This is a genomic window from Xanthomarina sp. F1114 (assembly GCF_026410255.1).
GTDB lineage: Bacteria > Bacteroidota > Bacteroidia > Flavobacteriales > Flavobacteriaceae > Xanthomarina.
Genome location: NZ_JAPMLL010000009.1, coordinates 89,073 through 105,304, shown reverse-complemented (window position 1 = coordinate 105,304; position 16,232 = coordinate 89,073). Strand labels below are relative to the sequence as shown.

Below are 16,232 nucleotides of genomic sequence, written 5' to 3'. Positions count from 1 at the left end.
AATATATCCTAAAACATTAGGAAACAACCTAGTTTTCACCACCTTAAAATGATAGTTCTAAATAAAATGTTAATAAAAATTTAATTTTTAACAACTAAACCCTTAAATTTGGACTAATTTGGATTAATAAAAACAAGTTGTCTATGCTTTCTACTATTGCTATTGTAATTTCCTCGTTGGTTGTCATAAACTTTATACTTCTATTTTTTAGCTGTAATAAAACAACTATTGGCACTGTTGAGAAAGTAGAAAAAAAATCAACTAGAGTTATTCATACAGAAACTACCAAAGAATCTGCTTCAGCCCAACTTGCTCCAACAGGGAGTTAGTTTTACTAAAATGTCTATTTCCAAACCAATATCCTCTATTTGCACTTAACGGAGATGGATGTCCAGATTCCAACACTACATGCTTTTTCTTATCGATTAATTTGGCTTTCTTTTTAGCAAATCCACCCCATAGTAAAAAAACCACATGCTCTTTTTCATCACTAATCTGTTTGATAACAGTATCTGTAAACTTTTCCCATCCTTGATTTTGATGACTTCCAGCTTCCCCTTCTCTTACCGTTAAGGTAGCATTTAATAAAAACACACCTTGTTGGGCCCATTTTGTTAAATCGCCACTTTTAGGATAAGCTAATCCCATATCTTTTTCCAATTCTTTAAATATATTTCTTAATGAAGGAGGATGTGCTATTCCATTTTGAACAGAAAAACACAAGCCATTTGCTTGCCCAGCACCATGATAGGGATCTTGTCCAATAATAACTACCTTCAGTTTATCTAAACTGCAATAATTAAAAGCATTAAATATGTCTGTTTTAGGTGGATAGCAGGTATAATGACTATATTCCTTATCTAGAAAATTTTCTAAATTTTTAAAGTAAGATGCATTAAATTCTTTTGCTAAAAAAGCCAACCAAGTTTTATCAATATTAGCGGTCATTTTATATCTTCGCATTTTTCTAAGTTGACGCTAAAATAATACTATCTGTATTCAATTTAAAATATTAGACATTTGAAAAATATTAAATTTCCAACAGCACAAACTATCTTATTAATTATTGCTGCTGCTGTGGCGCTTTTAACATGGATTGTTCCAGCAGGGAAATACGACTCCTTATCATATAATAAAGAGAATAACACCTTTACAAGAAGCAATTTAGAAAGCACTAAAACTCTAGAAGCCAGCCAGGAAACCTTAGAAGAATTACATATAAAAATTCCTTTAGAGAAATTTACTAATGGTGATATTTGGAAACCCATTTCCATTCCAGACACATACCAAGAAGTTGAACCAAGGCCTCAAGGAGTATTAGCTTTTTTTAAGTCGCCAGTAAAAGGAATTATTGAAGCTGCCGATATTATATTTCTTGTTTTAATTATAGGTGGTCTTATTGGAATTATGAATTTGACCGGAGCATTCGATGCAGGTATTGCCTGGTTAGCTAAGGCGTTGAAAGGTCATGAATATGTTCTTATTATTTTAGTTACCTCTTTGGTTGCTTTAGGAGGAACAACCTTTGGTTTAGCAGAAGAAACCATTGCCTTCTACCCTATTTTAATCCCTATGTTTTTAGCTGCCAAATACGATGCTATAGTGCCTTTAGCTGCTATTTACATTGGCTCCTCTATTGGAACTATGTGTTCTACAGTTAACCCATTTAGTGTTATTATTGCATCTGATGCGGCAGGAATTAATTGGACCACAGGCTTAACAGGGCGTATAATAATGTTGTTCTTAGGAACTCTTATTTGTATTGTTTATATCTTAATTTATGCGAATAAAGTAAAAAAAGAACCTTCTAAATCTATCATATTTAGTCAAAAAGAACAAATTGAAGCTCTTTTTGGAACCTCTGCAAATGCTACTGTAGTCCTATCAACACGTTTACGTCTTATTTTATTCGTGTTTGCTATGTGTTTTGTAGTTATGATTTTTGGGGTATCTCAATTAGAATGGTGGTTTCTAGAAATGACAACTGTATTCTTTGTCGGTGCTATACTTATTGGGTTTATAGCGAAAATTCAGGAAGCAAAGTTTGTTGAAACCTTTGTAAAAGGTGCTGGAGATTTATTAGGAGTTGCTATTATTATTGGTATTGCCAGGGGTGTTTCGGTATTAATGGAAGATGGGTTTATAAGCGATACGCTTTTATTTCATTCCAGTAATATTACGGAAGGTATGAATAAAGGCGTTTTTGCTAACGTCATGCTATTTATTTATGGCGGATTGTCCTTTTTTATTCCAAGTTCTTCTGGAATGGCAGTATTAACCATGCCTATTATGTCTCCCCTTGCAGATACTGTTGGATTTGGAAGAGAGATTATTGTTAATTGCTATCAATACGGAATGGGATTATTTGCTTTTATAAATCCAACAGGATTAATATTAGCTTCCTTGGCTATTGTAAAAGTAGGCTACGACAAATGGTTAAAGTTTGTTACTCCGTTAGTAATTCTTTTAACTATTCTAACAATGACTGTTTTAACTATTCAGGTATATATGTAAGTAAAATTGTCCAGGTATTACTCTATTGGAATTTCAAGAATTTGTTTTAAATCGTTTATTGAGTTCTTTCGCTCTCGTTTAAATCCATATTGAATTAATCCGAGTCCAAAAACAAGCATTACTAAGGGAAATATTATTACAAAAAGGGGTGTATCTTCCATAATTACTCCAACCAGTATGGTTATAAACGATAACGAAACGCCACCTAACCAAAAAGTCATAAAAACAATCACAAAGGTCTGAATTTTTAAATAAGCGATTAGTTTAGTTCCTCCCGTATGTGGCTGAATTTGTCCTTCTATTTGCGGAATAAATGAGTTCCTCCCTCTTATTATTCTTTGTATTTTAAATCTATCTTGTTCAAAGTAACCTTCAAAAAGTTTGTTTTCTTTATCTGCTTTGAATCCAAATTTAAATATTTTTTTAGGTCGAATGTAAGTTCTTAGAATACTTCTAACCTCTTGATTAGATAATTTAGTAGACAACTCTATTTTTTCTGAAGGGAATATTTTCATTTCTTATCTTTGCTTATTTAATAATACACCAACGCAGAAGGATCTTATTTCTTAATATTATTTAGAAATTCAAGTATTTTATTGTTTACCACTTCTGCCTGGTCCACAGATAAAAAATGACCCGCATTACTAATTTCTTCTGTCTGGTTATTTGCAATATACTTTTCTGCTATTTTTAAAGACTTCGTATTATTAATAACATCATTATCACCAATCATTACTAAAACTGGCATTTTTAAAGATTGGAAGTCTACTTTAGAGAAAGGCATCATATCTACAACAAACTTATTGGTACTATCTAACTCTCTACCAATGGCATATTGTTCAATATATTTTTTATTAATATTACTAACATCATTAGACATAGACTCTAGGCTTTTCTGAATTTGCTTATCTTTTGAGGAAAAGGCATAAATTATATTTTTTAGTAAATCTGCACTTGGGCGAATCCATATAAAGGTTTGAGCAGGACTTAATAAAATCATACTTTTTATTTTATCCTGGTTTTGCAAAGCTAAATTAACAGCCAACCAACCTCCTCTAGAAGCACCTGCCAGGTGATAGGATTTTAATTCAAGCTTAGAAATAACTTCTTGGTACCACGCTGCAATTTGCTCTGTACTTTCTATTTCTTTTGTCTTAAATGATTTTCCCGGTTCCAAAATAAAATCGATGGCAAAAACCTGATAATCTGCATTAAGAGCTTTAATATTAGGATACCACATAGTAGAACTAGAATTCATTCCATGAAATAAAACCAATGGCTCACCGGAATCGGGTCCACTAACTACTACATGAGCTGTTCCAAAAGTAGTAGGAATGTATAATTCTTTAAATGGAACATCCCATACTTTTAAAGTAGCGTCGTAGGCTTCAAAATAAGCTTTCCTCTCTGCTGAAGGGTTTACAATATAATCCGGTTTTTCAGTAAATTTTTCATATTTATTTTTACAACTAAATATAAAGAAAGTTATAAATAAGACATAACAGATTTTTTTTATAGTCATGGATTTTGGTTTTATGCTTTCAAATTTAATTAATATTTAATTCATCAAAAGTAGTAGGTTGCTTATTTGTTTAAAACAGAATGATTAATTTAGCATCCTACTAGAAACATATATAAAAGAGTATATTTCCCGAAGTAAAATGCCATGATACACATTCATAAAAAAACCCTTCAAGACTTAGAGTTTTCCACTGTTTTACAACAGGTAAGCGAACTGTGCATTACAGCATTAGGTCATGACCATACACTACAAATACAACCTCTCAAAACTAAGGAGTCTGTTTTAAACTCTTTAACTCTAACCAATGAATTTTTAGCTTCATTTTATAACGATAATCGCATTCCAAACCACGGCTTTGAGACTATTGCTAAAGAACTAAAGCTTTTAAAAATAGAAAACACCTATTTAGAAGCTCATAGTTTAAAGAAAATTGTAGCTATTTCACTTACTTCAAATGAAATAATAGTATTCTTAAAAAAGTTTCAGGAATATTATCCTGAATTATATGTCTTTGCATCAAATATTGAGGTGACTAAAGTATTAATTGAAGAAATAGACACTATTATAGACAGATTTGGAGATGTAAAAGACTCAGCTTCTCCGCTTCTTTCAGAATTAAGACAAGAGATAAACAAATTAAAAGGTAAAATAAACCAAAGTTTTGCTTCTGCCTTAAATAATTATCATCAATTAGAATATTTAGACGATATTAGAGAGTCTGTAGTAGACAATAAACGTGTGTTAGCTGTAAAAGCAATGTACAGACGTAAGGTAAAAGGCTCCATTATGGGAGGGAGTAAAACGGGAAGCATAGTTTATATTGAGCCCGAAACAACCTTACAACATACTAGAGAATTAAATAATTTAGAATACGAAGAAGGTGAAGAAGTTGTTAGAATTTTAAAATCTTTGACCAATTTTATTCGTCCGTTTTTACCTTTATTAAAACAATATCAGGATTTTTTAACCGAAATAGACGTCATTTCTGCCAAAGCAAAATACGCCAAATCCTTAAATGCTGTTTTACCAGAAATTAATGAGGAAAGAGAGTTGTTTTTAAGAGATGCTTATCATCCCTTATTATATTTAAGCAATCTTAAAAAGAAAGAGAAAACATTTGCTCAAAGCATAGAGTTAAATAGTGAAAATAGAATTATAGTAATTTCTGGACCCAATGCCGGAGGAAAAAGTATTACCTTAAAAACAGTTGGATTATTGCAAGTTATGTTGCAAAGTGGTCTTTTACTTCCGGTACATGAGCGAAGTAAGGTTTTTATATTTGATAGAATTATTACGGATATTGGAGATAATCAATCTATAGAAAACCACTTAAGCACTTATAGTTACCGTTTAAAACAAATGAACTATTTTTTAAAAAAGTGTAATAAAAACACGCTATTTCTTATTGATGAATTTGGTACAGGAAGTGACCCAGAATTAGGTGGAGCTTTAGCCGAAACATTTCTAGAAGAGTTTTACCATAGAGAAGCTTATGGAATTATTACAACCCACTACTCCAACCTTAAAATTCTAGCCAACGAACTGCCATATATGCAAAATGCTAATATGATGTTTGATGAAAAAACTTTAGAGCCTATTTATAAGTTAGCTTTAGGGCAAGCTGGGAGTTCGTTCACTTTTGAAGTTGCACAAAAAAATGGAATCCCTTACAGCTTGATTAACAGAGCTAAAAAGAAGATAGAAAAGGGAAAGGTTCGTTTTGACAGAACTATTGCAAAACTGCAAAAAGAACGCTCAAAATTAGAGAAAACCGAACAATCTCTTAAGATTAATGAACGCAAAAAACAAACGGAAGCAGACAAGCTAGAAGAGATTAACAGTAAAATTCAGAAAAAACTTGAAAGTTATCAGGAATTGTACGACAGTAATCAGCGACTTATCTACCTAGGTCAAAAGCTAAATGATCTTTCAGAAAAATATTTCGAAAACAAGAGAAAAGGCGATCTTTTAAACGAGCTTTTTAAAGTCGTTCAAGTTGAAAATTCTAAACGTAAAAAAGTCTCTCAGAAACAGAAAAAAGCTGTTAAAAACAAAGAAAAACAAGTAAAGCAAGAAGCCGAGAAAAAGGTAGAAGTAATTAGGAAAAAGAAAAAAGAGGCTAAGAAAAAAGCTGCTTTACAACCTCCTACTCCAAAACCAACTTTAAAAATTGGCGATCGTGTACGTATTGAAGACGGTCGTGCCGTTGGGAGCATTGATAGTATTGAAAAAAATAAGGCCATTGTAAATTATGGTATCTTTACTACTAATATAAGTTTAGATCAACTAGAACTTGTTGAAGCCTCAAAAAAATAACATGATTGAACTAGAAAAAAATAAACAACTAATTCTATTTGATGGCGTTTGCAATCTCTGTAACTCCAGTGTTCAATTTGTAATAAAGCATGATAAAAAAAACGTCTTTATGTTTGCTCCTTTACAAGGTGAAACAGGAAAAGAAATATTAAGGCATTACAATATAGACACTGCTAAAACAGATTCTATTATTTTATATACAAGTAATCAAAAACTATATTTTAAATCGACAGCAGCCTTAAAAATAGCTGGCAAATTAGGCTTTCCAATCAATATTTTAAGTATCTTCTTAATAGTCCCAGTATTTATAAGAAATTGGGTGTATAATTATATTGCGAAAAATCGCTACAAATGGTATGGTAAACAAAATGAATGCATGATTCCTACTCAAAAATTAAAAAATAAATTTTTAAAATAGAGCAAAATTTATTTGTAAATTTATAATACATTTGAAGTCGCATGAAAGACCTCCGTTCAATACTAGTATTATCGATGGTATTTATATCGTCAATGGCTTATAGTCAGGAAACAGATCATACTCCAGAGAATAGTCTTGTTAAAAATGAGATTTCTTTTGAAGTCTTACAAGTATTAAACGGGGTGTATCAGCTATCTTACGAACGATATATTTGGAATAACTTTACAGGAACTCTAGGCGTGGGTTATAAAGGAAAAGAAGGCTTGATAAAGCTATCGGGCATAGATAGAGAAAGAATTAAAACCGATGAGGTTTTTTATTCTGGATTTCAAATTGCACCTGAAATAAGATATTATTTAAAAAACACTTCCAATGGAAACTATTTGAATGGTTTTTATATGGGGTTATACCTAAAGTATTCAAATTACAAATCTGAATTAAATGGAATTTATATAGCTCGAGATAATACGCCATATGATTTAGAATTTGACATGAAATTAAATATATCTTCTGTCGGTTTTATGGTGGGTTACAAACTCCCAATAACCAAACATCTGAATATTGATTTTATGATTGCCGGTCCGGGAACGGGAAATTATAATTTTGAGTTTATCAATAAAAAAGATCTACCAGAAGAATTCTATGACGATTTTAACGATGCTCTGGAAGAATACAGTATTCTGGATTTTATAAATTCCGATTTTAGATTTTCAGAAGTAAACAACAGATCAAAGTTTTCTGCATTTTCATTTAGATATGGGATTGCTATAGGCTACACATTTTAATAACCACTTATTTTTAATAAATTATTTATAATTATCAAATTACTATGAAAAAAACGTTTAAATTAATTTTCGCACTTACATTACTAGTTGTAATCTCAAGTTGCTCCAGTATTAAAGTTGTAGATTCTTGGCATTCTGAAACTGCCAGCACTATAAAAGATAACAACATACTAGTTATTGCAAGAACTCAGAATAAACAAGCTAGAATTGCCTTCGAGCAAGAAATGTCAAACCAAATGCGAGCTAATGGATTACAAGCTACAGAAAGCTTTAGAAAATTTCCAAATATGCTTCCAGATGAAAAACTTACAGAAGAAAAATTAGAAAACTTTAAAGCCTTTTTAGAAAATGAAGGTTATGATGGAATTGTAGTTTCTGTTGTTAAAGACATGAGAGAATCTACCCGAACTACAGAAGATGGTGGTTATTATGCCGGCGCTAGTTATTACCCTAACTTTTATCCTGCATATTATGGTGGTTTTTATGGCTATTATGCTAACCCAATGTCTTATTCAACCTACGGAAGTTATGTGCCAAGTACTTATACAACATCTACAATTAAAACTTTTATTGTAGAAACAGTAGTTTACGATTTAGAACAACCTGAAGAAAGACAGTTAATTGCTGTTGTAACATCTCAAATAGAAGATCCGCAAGACGTTACTAAAAACGCACAAGAATACAGTAAAAAAGTTGCTGAAAGCTTAGCCAAAAAGTAATATGCTTTTGCATTTAATATTTAAAAGTCTTGAATCTTGTTCAAGGCTTTTTTTGGTTTAAACTGAAAAGTAACTAAGTTTTATCTTTTATTTTTTTGAAAATAATTGCGAAAATAATAACACATTTTAACAGTTCTAAAAATTATTAATAAGATACATTTGCAGCTTATTTATAAATTGTTAAAATGAATGCTACAAAACATTATATAGCAGTTATCACAGCCTTTACTATATGGGGCTTTTTTAGTGTGGTATTAAAGTCCCTCGACGACTTTACAGCATTCGATATTTTGAGCTATAGATCCATTTTATCAGCATCTATCATGTTGGTTATTTCTTTATTTCTAAGACCTAAAATGCTAAAGAAGAACAAAGAATTATTTTTGTCTTTTTCTAAAAATACTAGATATAGAATTATAGGCGTTAACATGTTAAGTGGCTTTTTTTTAGCCTTGAATTGGTACATTTATATTTATGTTATGAACAATATAAGTGTAAGTGCAACCTCTTTAGCCTACTTAATTTGCCCCATTTTAACCATGGTTTTGGCCTATATAATTCTAAAAGAAAAGCTATTTAAACTCCAATGGTTTTCCGTTGCATTGAGTTTTCTAGGTTGCATATTACTTTCTTTAGGAAATTTTATGGATTTGTTCTACAGTATGATAATAGCTCTTAGCTACGCAATCTATCTTATTTTACAACGCAAAAACCAAGAAATGGATCGATTTATCGTACTAACGGCACAAATAACCTTTGCTGTTATTTTACTATTTCCATTTTTTATGACTTATGAATTCAATACTGTAAAAACATCATTCTTCTACGGAATGATTGCCTTAATAGCTGTTGTATTTACTATTATTCCTATGTACTTAAATATTTTTGCACTTAAAGGTTTGCCATCTTCGGTTGTTGGAGTTTTTATATATTTAAACCCTATTATCAACTTCTTTTTAGCTGTTTTTTATTTTAATGAAACAATAGGCTTAATGAAAGCTCTAAGTTATGTTCTAATTATAATTTCCATTATTATCTTTAATATCCCAGCATTAAGACATCGAATACACAGACGTCGAGCAGCTCACATTCAATAACAATATTTTTAAACTAAAAAAAGGTCTTGAATTACACTCAAGACCTTCTTTTGACTTAACAACTAACCAAAAATAAAAATTTAAACTTTTTCTACTTAATAAATAGCACATTTATTTTGTTGGTATAAACATAATTAAGATTTTAAAGAGCGAATAAAAAAATCGATGAAATGATGAAAATAATTGTTTTAACAAATTAAAAAGTAAATATTATCTATCAAATACATGACAAATAGATAATATATTTAAAGAGATGTTAGAAATAGCCAATGTTAATGAGCTAAATAAATTAAAACATAGAATTCTAATGTAACACACCTAAAATCAAGTGAGTACATGATGTTTTTTGAGGTGATTTATAAAGTAGACAAACTGCCCCACTCTGTCCAGGAGCCATCGTAAACCGATATATTTTGGTATCCAGAAATTTCAGCACCCAAAGCTAAAACACAAGCAGTAATTCCAGACCCACAACTAAAAGTTATGGCTTTATTTTTTTCTGTTATCGATTGAAAAAGTTGTTTCAGTTCTATCTCAGATTTCAATAACCCATCGTCATCTATTAAGCATTCAAAAGGAAGGTTTATTGAGCTCGGTATAGTACCACTTCGCAACCCCTCTCTTGGTTCAGCTACTTTAGATTTAAACCTATCTTCAGATCGCGCATCGATTATTAGATGATTATGGTCTTTCGACTCTTTTTTAACGTCATCAAAAAACTTCATATATTTTGATTGTAGTTGTGCTTCAAAATTACCTTTCTCAACCATAGAATTCTGCTTCTTTTCGGTTGGATAACCTGATTTTTCCCAAGCAGGTAATCCGCCATTTAAAACAGCTACATTATCAAAACCAAAAGCCTTAAACAGCCACCATGCTCTGGGACTGGAATAAATACCTTTCTCGTCATAGACAACAATAAGGCTATTTTTATTAATTCCTAAATTTCTAGCTTCTTCTGTAAATTGGTTTTCAGAAGGAAACGTAGTTGGAAATGGAGCATTAATTTCGCTGAACTTATTTTTTAAATCGAAAAACCTAGAAGAAGGAATCTGGACTTTGTTAGAGTGCGTATCATTCCCTACAACTTTAGGAATGCTTGCATCAAGCACAATTAAGTCTGGATGCCTCAAATATTTTTGAAGCCAGTCTACGGACACTAATGGGCTTGAGATTTTTAGTTCAGGTTTCATCTGTACTATATTTTGCAGTTTCTGTCTTTCTAAATAAAATTATGAATCTAAATCGAAAGTTTCTGTTGGATTTTTATGGCCTTTATAATCTAACATATTTTCACCATCTGCAATAATAGAACAAACTGTTGCGTCTCCTGTTACGTTTACAACCGTTCTAAACATATCTAATATTCTATCTACAGGAAAAATAATAGCAATCCAGGCTGGATTTAAGCCTACAGAATCCAATACAATTATTAGCATTACCAAGCCTGCACTAGGAACAGCTGCAGAACCTATAGAGGCTAAAGTTGCTGTTAATACAACCGTTATTTGTTGTGCAATGGTTAAGTCTATCATATGTAATTGTGCCAGAAAAATAACAGCAACTGCTTGATACATACTTGTTCCGTCCATATTAACCGTAGCTCCAATTGGTAAAACAAAACTGCTTATTTTTTTATTCACTCCTAAATTTTGTTCAACACATTCCATGGTTACAGGAAGCGTTGCTGCACTACTTGAGGTTGAAAAAGCCAAGGTTTGCGCTGGACTCATAGCCTTAAAAAAACCTTTATATGGAATTTTCTTAACAAAAGCTTTTAAAATAATAGGATAAATTACAAATATCATTAATAATAGTCCTACTAATACGGTTAAAGAATACCAACTTAAACCTTTAAATATTTCGACTACTTTACCTATATCATCCCCTGCCATTTTACTTACTACTCCAGCTAAAAGTGCAAACACAAAAAATGGCGCAGCTTGCATTACAATATCGACCATTTTTAAAAACACTTCATTTACACCATCAACAAAAGCCAAGACAGGTTTTGATTTATCTGAAGGAATAAACAATAAACAGACGCCAAAGAAGATGGCAAAAAATATAATTTGTAGCATCAAACCGTTGTTTGATAAAGAATGAAAGAAATTACTAGGTACTATATCTACTAAAGGTTGTAACGGCGTTGTTTCTTTACGCTTTTTAACTGTTTCTAGTTTATCTTCAACAGCTGCTTCTTTTAATTCACTTTTAGATAGGTTTGAAATCTCTTGAGCACGTTCAAAAAACTCAGGATCTTGCAAATAGTTTATCCCATCTTTAATTTCATAACCTTGAGAATCTGCCCAGATTTCATAACTAATTCTATTATCTATTCTACTTTGATCATCTATTAGTTTTCCAGGTTTTATAACATTTACCAATACTAAGCCCAAAGAAATGGCCATAATAGTCGTTAATAAATAAATTCCTAGAGTTTTACCCCCCATTCTACCAAGACTCGATGGGTCGCCAATATTAGCAACTCCACTAATTATGGAAAATAAAACTAACGGAACAGCAATAAGCTTCAGTAAATTAATAAATATGGTTCCAAATGGATCAATCCAATCTATAGTAAAAGCACTCCAACCCATTGAGCTTGATAGTAAAGCCCAAATAATACCGAGAACCATTCCAATTATAATTTTCCAGTGTAATGCTAGTTTTTTCATAAACTCTTTTATTCTTAATACGTTTTCTACTTTTTAAAAAGAGAGACGTTATATCTTGTTATTTATAAACTTTATTCAATAAATAAAAATCGGCTAAAACTAAAGCAGCCATAGCTTCAACAATAGGAATGGCTCTTGGAACCACACATGGATCGTGTCGCCCTTTACCTTGCATTTCAACAATATTCCCAGAGTTATCTAAGGCTTCTTGTTTTTGAATAATGGTTGCTACAGGTTTAAAGGCCACCCTAAAATAAATGTCCATGCCATTACTAATTCCACCTTGAATACCTCCAGATAGGTTAGTTTTTGTTGAGCCGTCCTCATTGAATAAATCGTTATGCTCACTTCCCTTCATTTTTGCTCCACAAAACCCACTGCCATATTCAAAGCCCTTTACAGCATTGATGGAAAGCATGGCTTTACCTAATTCGGCATGTAGTTTATCGAAAACAGGTTCGCCCAATCCCAAGGGAACATTCTGTAACACACAGGTAACCGTACCACCTATAGTATCTCCTTGTTTTCTGATTTCTTTTATTTTTGAAATCATTTTGCCTGCTGTTTCTGCATCTGGACAACGAACAGCATTGGATTCCGTTTTAGAAAAATCTAAATCTTGATACGGTTTTTCTAGAAAAATCTCACCTACAGAAGAGGTATAAGCATTTATTTTAACGTCTTTTAAAAACTGTTTTGCAATAGCTCCAGCCACCACTCTACAAGCTGTTTCTCTGGCAGAACTACGCCCTCCTCCCCTATAGTCGCGAACACCATACTTTTTTTCATAGGTATAATCTGCATGACTTGGACGGTATACATCTTTTATATGTGAATAATCTTTAGACTTTTGATTCGTGTTTTTAATTATAAAACCAATTGGAGTTCCTGTGGTGACTCCCTCAAAAATACCCGATAGAAATTCTACTTCATCTGGTTCTTTACGTTGTGTAACAATTTCGGATTGCCCTGGTTTTCTTCTGTTTAAATCCGTTTGGATAGCTTCTATGTCTAAAGTTAATCCTGATGGACAACCATCTATAACACCTCCAATAGCTGTTCCGTGAGATTCGCCAAAAGTGGTTAACTTAAATAATTTACCGAAGGTATTTCCTGCCATTTAATAGAATCTAGATGTTAGTTTAGTGAATCAAGTATGCTAAAATAAATTTTATATTACAGAAACAAAAATTATAAGAGTGCTTCTTTAAGGATTGTTATTGGATGTTTGGCTTCTACTTGGGTCCCATCTTTAATTTGATGCCTACAGCTAGTTCCATTTGCCGAAATAATGGTTTCTAAAGAGGCTTTTCGAATAGCAGGAAACAAGGTCTGTTCACCAATTTTCATACTTACATCATAATGTTCCTTTTCATAACCGAAACTTCCAGCCATGCCACAGCAACCGCTAGGAATAATTGTGACTTTATAATTTTCAGGTAAATTTAAAACATCAAAACTTGTTTTTTGATTACTCAATGCTTTTTGATGACAATGTCCATGAAACTTAATTATTTGAGCTTCTTTTGTAAATTGTTCAGCCCTAATGTTTCCCAGTACTATTTCCTGTTGAAGAAACTCCTCAATTAGAAAACAGTGTTTTGCTATACTTTTAGCTGAAGTTTTATCCTCTGCTAGTTTTAAATATTCGTCTTTAAAAGATAAAATTGCTGAAGGTTCAATTCCTATCAAGGGCGTATTTGCCGTAATTCTATCTTTAAATATTTCTATATTTTTATTAGCTACCTTTTTAGCTTGTTTTAATAAGCCTTTAGATAAAAATGAACGTCCGGATTCCATATGGTTTAGAATGATAACTTTGTAATTTAAGGCTTTTAAAAGCACTAAAGCATCTATCCCTATTTGCGTATCTAAATGATTAGTAAATTCATCATTAAATAAATATACTGTTTTTATATATTTTAATCTATCTTCTTTATTTATAGTGTTTTTATAATGTTTAATTAAACTTTTAGTTGAAATTAAAGGCAAGCTTCGTTTTGAAGCAATTCCAAAAGATTTCTTTAAAATTGACGATGTAAAACCATTTGAAAACATAAAATTTGTAAAACCTGAAAACCTACTTCCCAACTCGTTTAAATGGTTGTTATAGGCAAACAATTTTGTTCTTAAAGAGACACCATTTTCTTGTTGGTATTGGTATAGAAACTCAGCTTTTAGAGAGGCGACATCCACACTACTCGGACATTCGCTAGCACAAGCTTTACAGCTTAAACACAGATCGAAAACTTCTTTTAGTTCTTTATGATTAAACTTATTTTCTTTTTCTGAGTTGGTTAAAAACTCTCTCAAGGCATTAGCTCTCGCTCTGGTTGTGTCTTTTTCGTTTCTAGTAGCGCGATAACTTGGACACATAGCACCTCCAAATTCTGGAAGTTTTCTACAATCGCCAGATCCATTGCATTTTTCAGCTTCACGTAAAATTCCTAAAGAATCTGAAAAATCTAGAAAGGTTTCAATCTTCGGCTCTTCTCTATTTGGCACATAGCGCAAACTTTCATCCATTGGAAAAGCATTCACAATCTTTCCTGGATTAAATATATTATCAGGATCGAAGGCTGCTTTAATTCGTTTTAAAATCTGATAGTTTGATTCACCAATCATTAATGGGATAAATTCCGCTCTAACAATACCGTCGCCATGTTCTCCACTCATAGAACCTTTGTATTTCTTAACCAAATGAGCAACCTCTGTGGTGATTTTTCGAAATAGAACCACATCCTCCTTTTTCTTTAAATTTAGAATGGGGCGCAGATGCAATTCGCCAGCTCCAGCGTGTGCATAATAGACAGCTTCCTGATTATATTTTGTCATTAACTTAGTAAACTCGCTGATATAGCTTGCCAAATCTGGCAAGGCAACAGCCGTATCTTCTATACAGGCCGCTGTTTTTTTGTCGCCAATCATGTTTCCCAACAAACCTAAGCCTGCTTTTCGCAATTCGATTGCCTTATCAATATCATCGGTTTTAAGAATAGGATTCGAAAAACTTAAATTCAGACCTTCAATAGCATTAATCAGATTTTCAGCTTTTTGTTGAACATCGCTTAAAGTATCACCCTTAATTTCACACATTAAAATAGCCTGTGGATCGCCTTCAATAAACTGCCTGTTTTCTTGCTGTGTTTTATTATGTTTTGTTAGATCCAGAATGGTTTTATCCATCATTTCACAGGTGTGTAAATCGTGTTGCATCACTGTTTCAACAGCACTTAAGCAATCTTGTATAGAATTAAAATGCGGAGTCACCATTAGACACTCTTTAGGAGGCAGCACATCTAACTGCAGGGTTATCTCCGTTGTAAACGCCAATGTACCTTCACTTCCTGAAAGCAATTTGCACATATTAAATTTTTCAGAGCTATCCGAAAACACATCTGTTTTTATCAATTCGTCAATAGCATAACCTGTATTTCTTCTATGAATTTCTGGTTTTGGGAATTGTTCTAGAATTTCATTTTGAACAGTTTCTAAAGATAATTCTTCATACAAAGCTTTGTAAACAGACCCTTCTAAGGTGTTTAACTTCATTTTATTATGAAATTCAAGTTTAGACATTTCACCAAAAACAACTTCAGTGGCATCGCTTAAAACAGTTTTCAGCTCCAACACTTTATCTCTAGTTACGCCATATTGGATGGACGTTGTTCCGGATGAATTGTTTCCAACCATTCCCCCTATCATACAACGATTTGAAGTAGAAGTATTTGGCCCAAAAAACAAACCATAAGGCTTTAAATAGTTATTAAGTTCGTCTCTAATCACTCCAGGTTCCACCGTTATTGTCTTTGCTTTCTTATCAAGATGTAATATCTTTGTAAAATGTTTGGAAACATCAACCACAATACCATTTCCAACACACTGACCAGCCAAAGATGTACCAGCCGTTCTAGGAATTAATGAGGTTTTGTTTTTTTTAGAGAATTCGATAAGATGCTTAATATCATTTATCGATTTTGGGTAAGAAACAGCTTGAGGTGTTTTTCTATATACCGAAGCATCAGTAGCATAGATAGCTTTTATTAAGTTATCGTAGTGTAAGTCGCCATCTAGCTTACTTTTTAAATCTTTAAAAAACGTATTAGCTTGCAATAATTCCAAAAATTTACAGTTTAAAATGATAGCCATAAATTTAAGATTAGTTTATGACTTATTACGAAAC

General features: G+C 32.1%; 13 protein-coding genes. 6 read left to right on the top strand and 7 right to left on the bottom strand.

The window, feature by feature from the left end:
* Window positions 1-282: 282 nt before the first annotated feature.
* Entirely contained in the window at window positions 283-948 is a 666-nt protein-coding gene (locus OS188_RS08960; RefSeq protein ID WP_267148561.1) for a uracil-DNA glycosylase, read from the bottom strand.
* A gap of 72 nt (window positions 949-1,020) precedes the next feature.
* On the opposite strand from OS188_RS08960, the gene OS188_RS08955 reads away from it, so the two are divergent.
* Window positions 1,021-2,514 (top strand): YfcC family protein, encoded by a 1,494-nt coding sequence (locus OS188_RS08955; RefSeq protein ID WP_267148493.1) that lies wholly within the window; start codon window positions 1,021-1,023, stop codon window positions 2,512-2,514.
* A gap of 17 nt (window positions 2,515-2,531) precedes the next feature.
* Here the strand turns inward: OS188_RS08955 and OS188_RS08950 are convergent, their stop codons facing one another.
* Window positions 2,532-3,029, bottom strand: a complete 498-nt coding sequence (locus OS188_RS08950) for a hypothetical protein (RefSeq protein WP_267148492.1) — start codon at window positions 3,027-3,029, stop codon at window positions 2,532-2,534.
* Between the two features lie 44 nt (window positions 3,030-3,073).
* The gene (locus tag OS188_RS08945) at window positions 3,074-4,036 is read right to left on the bottom strand and encodes an alpha/beta fold hydrolase (protein ID WP_267148491.1); all 963 of its coding nucleotides are present in this window, start codon (window positions 4,034-4,036) and stop codon (window positions 3,074-3,076) included.
* 144 nt (window positions 4,037-4,180) lie between these two features.
* On the opposite strand from OS188_RS08945, the gene OS188_RS08940 reads away from it, so the two are divergent.
* The 5 genes from OS188_RS08940 to OS188_RS08920 all read left to right on the top strand — a co-directional run bounded on the left by OS188_RS08940 (window position 4,181) and on the right by OS188_RS08920 (window position 9,371).
* Complete coding sequence (locus OS188_RS08940; protein WP_267148490.1) at window positions 4,181-6,352, top strand: endonuclease MutS2; 2,172 nt, start codon at window positions 4,181-4,183, stop codon at window positions 6,350-6,352.
* Window position 6,353: 1 nt separating this feature from the next.
* A complete protein-coding gene (locus OS188_RS08935) occupies window positions 6,354-6,770 on the top strand; it encodes a thiol-disulfide oxidoreductase DCC family protein (RefSeq protein ID WP_267148489.1) in 417 nt (138 codons plus the stop codon).
* Between the two features lie 74 nt (window positions 6,771-6,844).
* Window positions 6,845-7,555 carry a DUF3575 domain-containing protein gene (locus tag OS188_RS08930; protein WP_267148488.1) on the top strand — a complete coding sequence of 237 codons (711 nt, stop codon included), beginning with the start codon at window positions 6,845-6,847 and terminating at the stop codon, window positions 7,553-7,555.
* 44 nt (window positions 7,556-7,599) lie between these two features.
* Complete coding sequence (locus tag OS188_RS08925; protein WP_267148487.1) at window positions 7,600-8,274, top strand: hypothetical protein; 675 nt, start codon at window positions 7,600-7,602, stop codon at window positions 8,272-8,274.
* A gap of 185 nt (window positions 8,275-8,459) precedes the next feature.
* The gene (locus OS188_RS08920; RefSeq protein WP_267148486.1) at window positions 8,460-9,371 is read left to right on the top strand and encodes an EamA family transporter; all 912 of its coding nucleotides are present in this window, start codon (window positions 8,460-8,462) and stop codon (window positions 9,369-9,371) included.
* 356 nt (window positions 9,372-9,727) lie between these two features.
* Here the strand turns inward: OS188_RS08920 and OS188_RS08915 are convergent, their stop codons facing one another.
* The 4 genes from OS188_RS08915 to OS188_RS08900 all read right to left on the bottom strand — a co-directional run bounded on the left by OS188_RS08915 (window position 9,728) and on the right by OS188_RS08900 (window position 16,198).
* Window positions 9,728-10,564, bottom strand: a complete 837-nt coding sequence (locus tag OS188_RS08915; protein ID WP_267148485.1) for a sulfurtransferase — start codon at window positions 10,562-10,564, stop codon at window positions 9,728-9,730.
* A gap of 39 nt (window positions 10,565-10,603) precedes the next feature.
* Window positions 10,604-12,049, bottom strand: a complete 1,446-nt coding sequence (locus OS188_RS08910) for a dicarboxylate/amino acid:cation symporter (protein ID WP_267148484.1) — start codon at window positions 12,047-12,049, stop codon at window positions 10,604-10,606.
* Window positions 12,050-12,107: 58 nt separating this feature from the next.
* Window positions 12,108-13,169 carry a chorismate synthase gene (aroC, locus tag OS188_RS08905; RefSeq protein ID WP_267148483.1) on the bottom strand — a complete coding sequence of 354 codons (1,062 nt, stop codon included), beginning with the start codon at window positions 13,167-13,169 and terminating at the stop codon, window positions 12,108-12,110.
* A 71-nt stretch (window positions 13,170-13,240) separates the two neighbouring features.
* Window positions 13,241-16,198, bottom strand: coding sequence for an FAD-binding and (Fe-S)-binding domain-containing protein (locus OS188_RS08900; protein WP_267148482.1), 2,958 nt, complete (start codon window positions 16,196-16,198; stop codon window positions 13,241-13,243).
* Window positions 16,199-16,232: the final 34 nt, after the last annotated feature.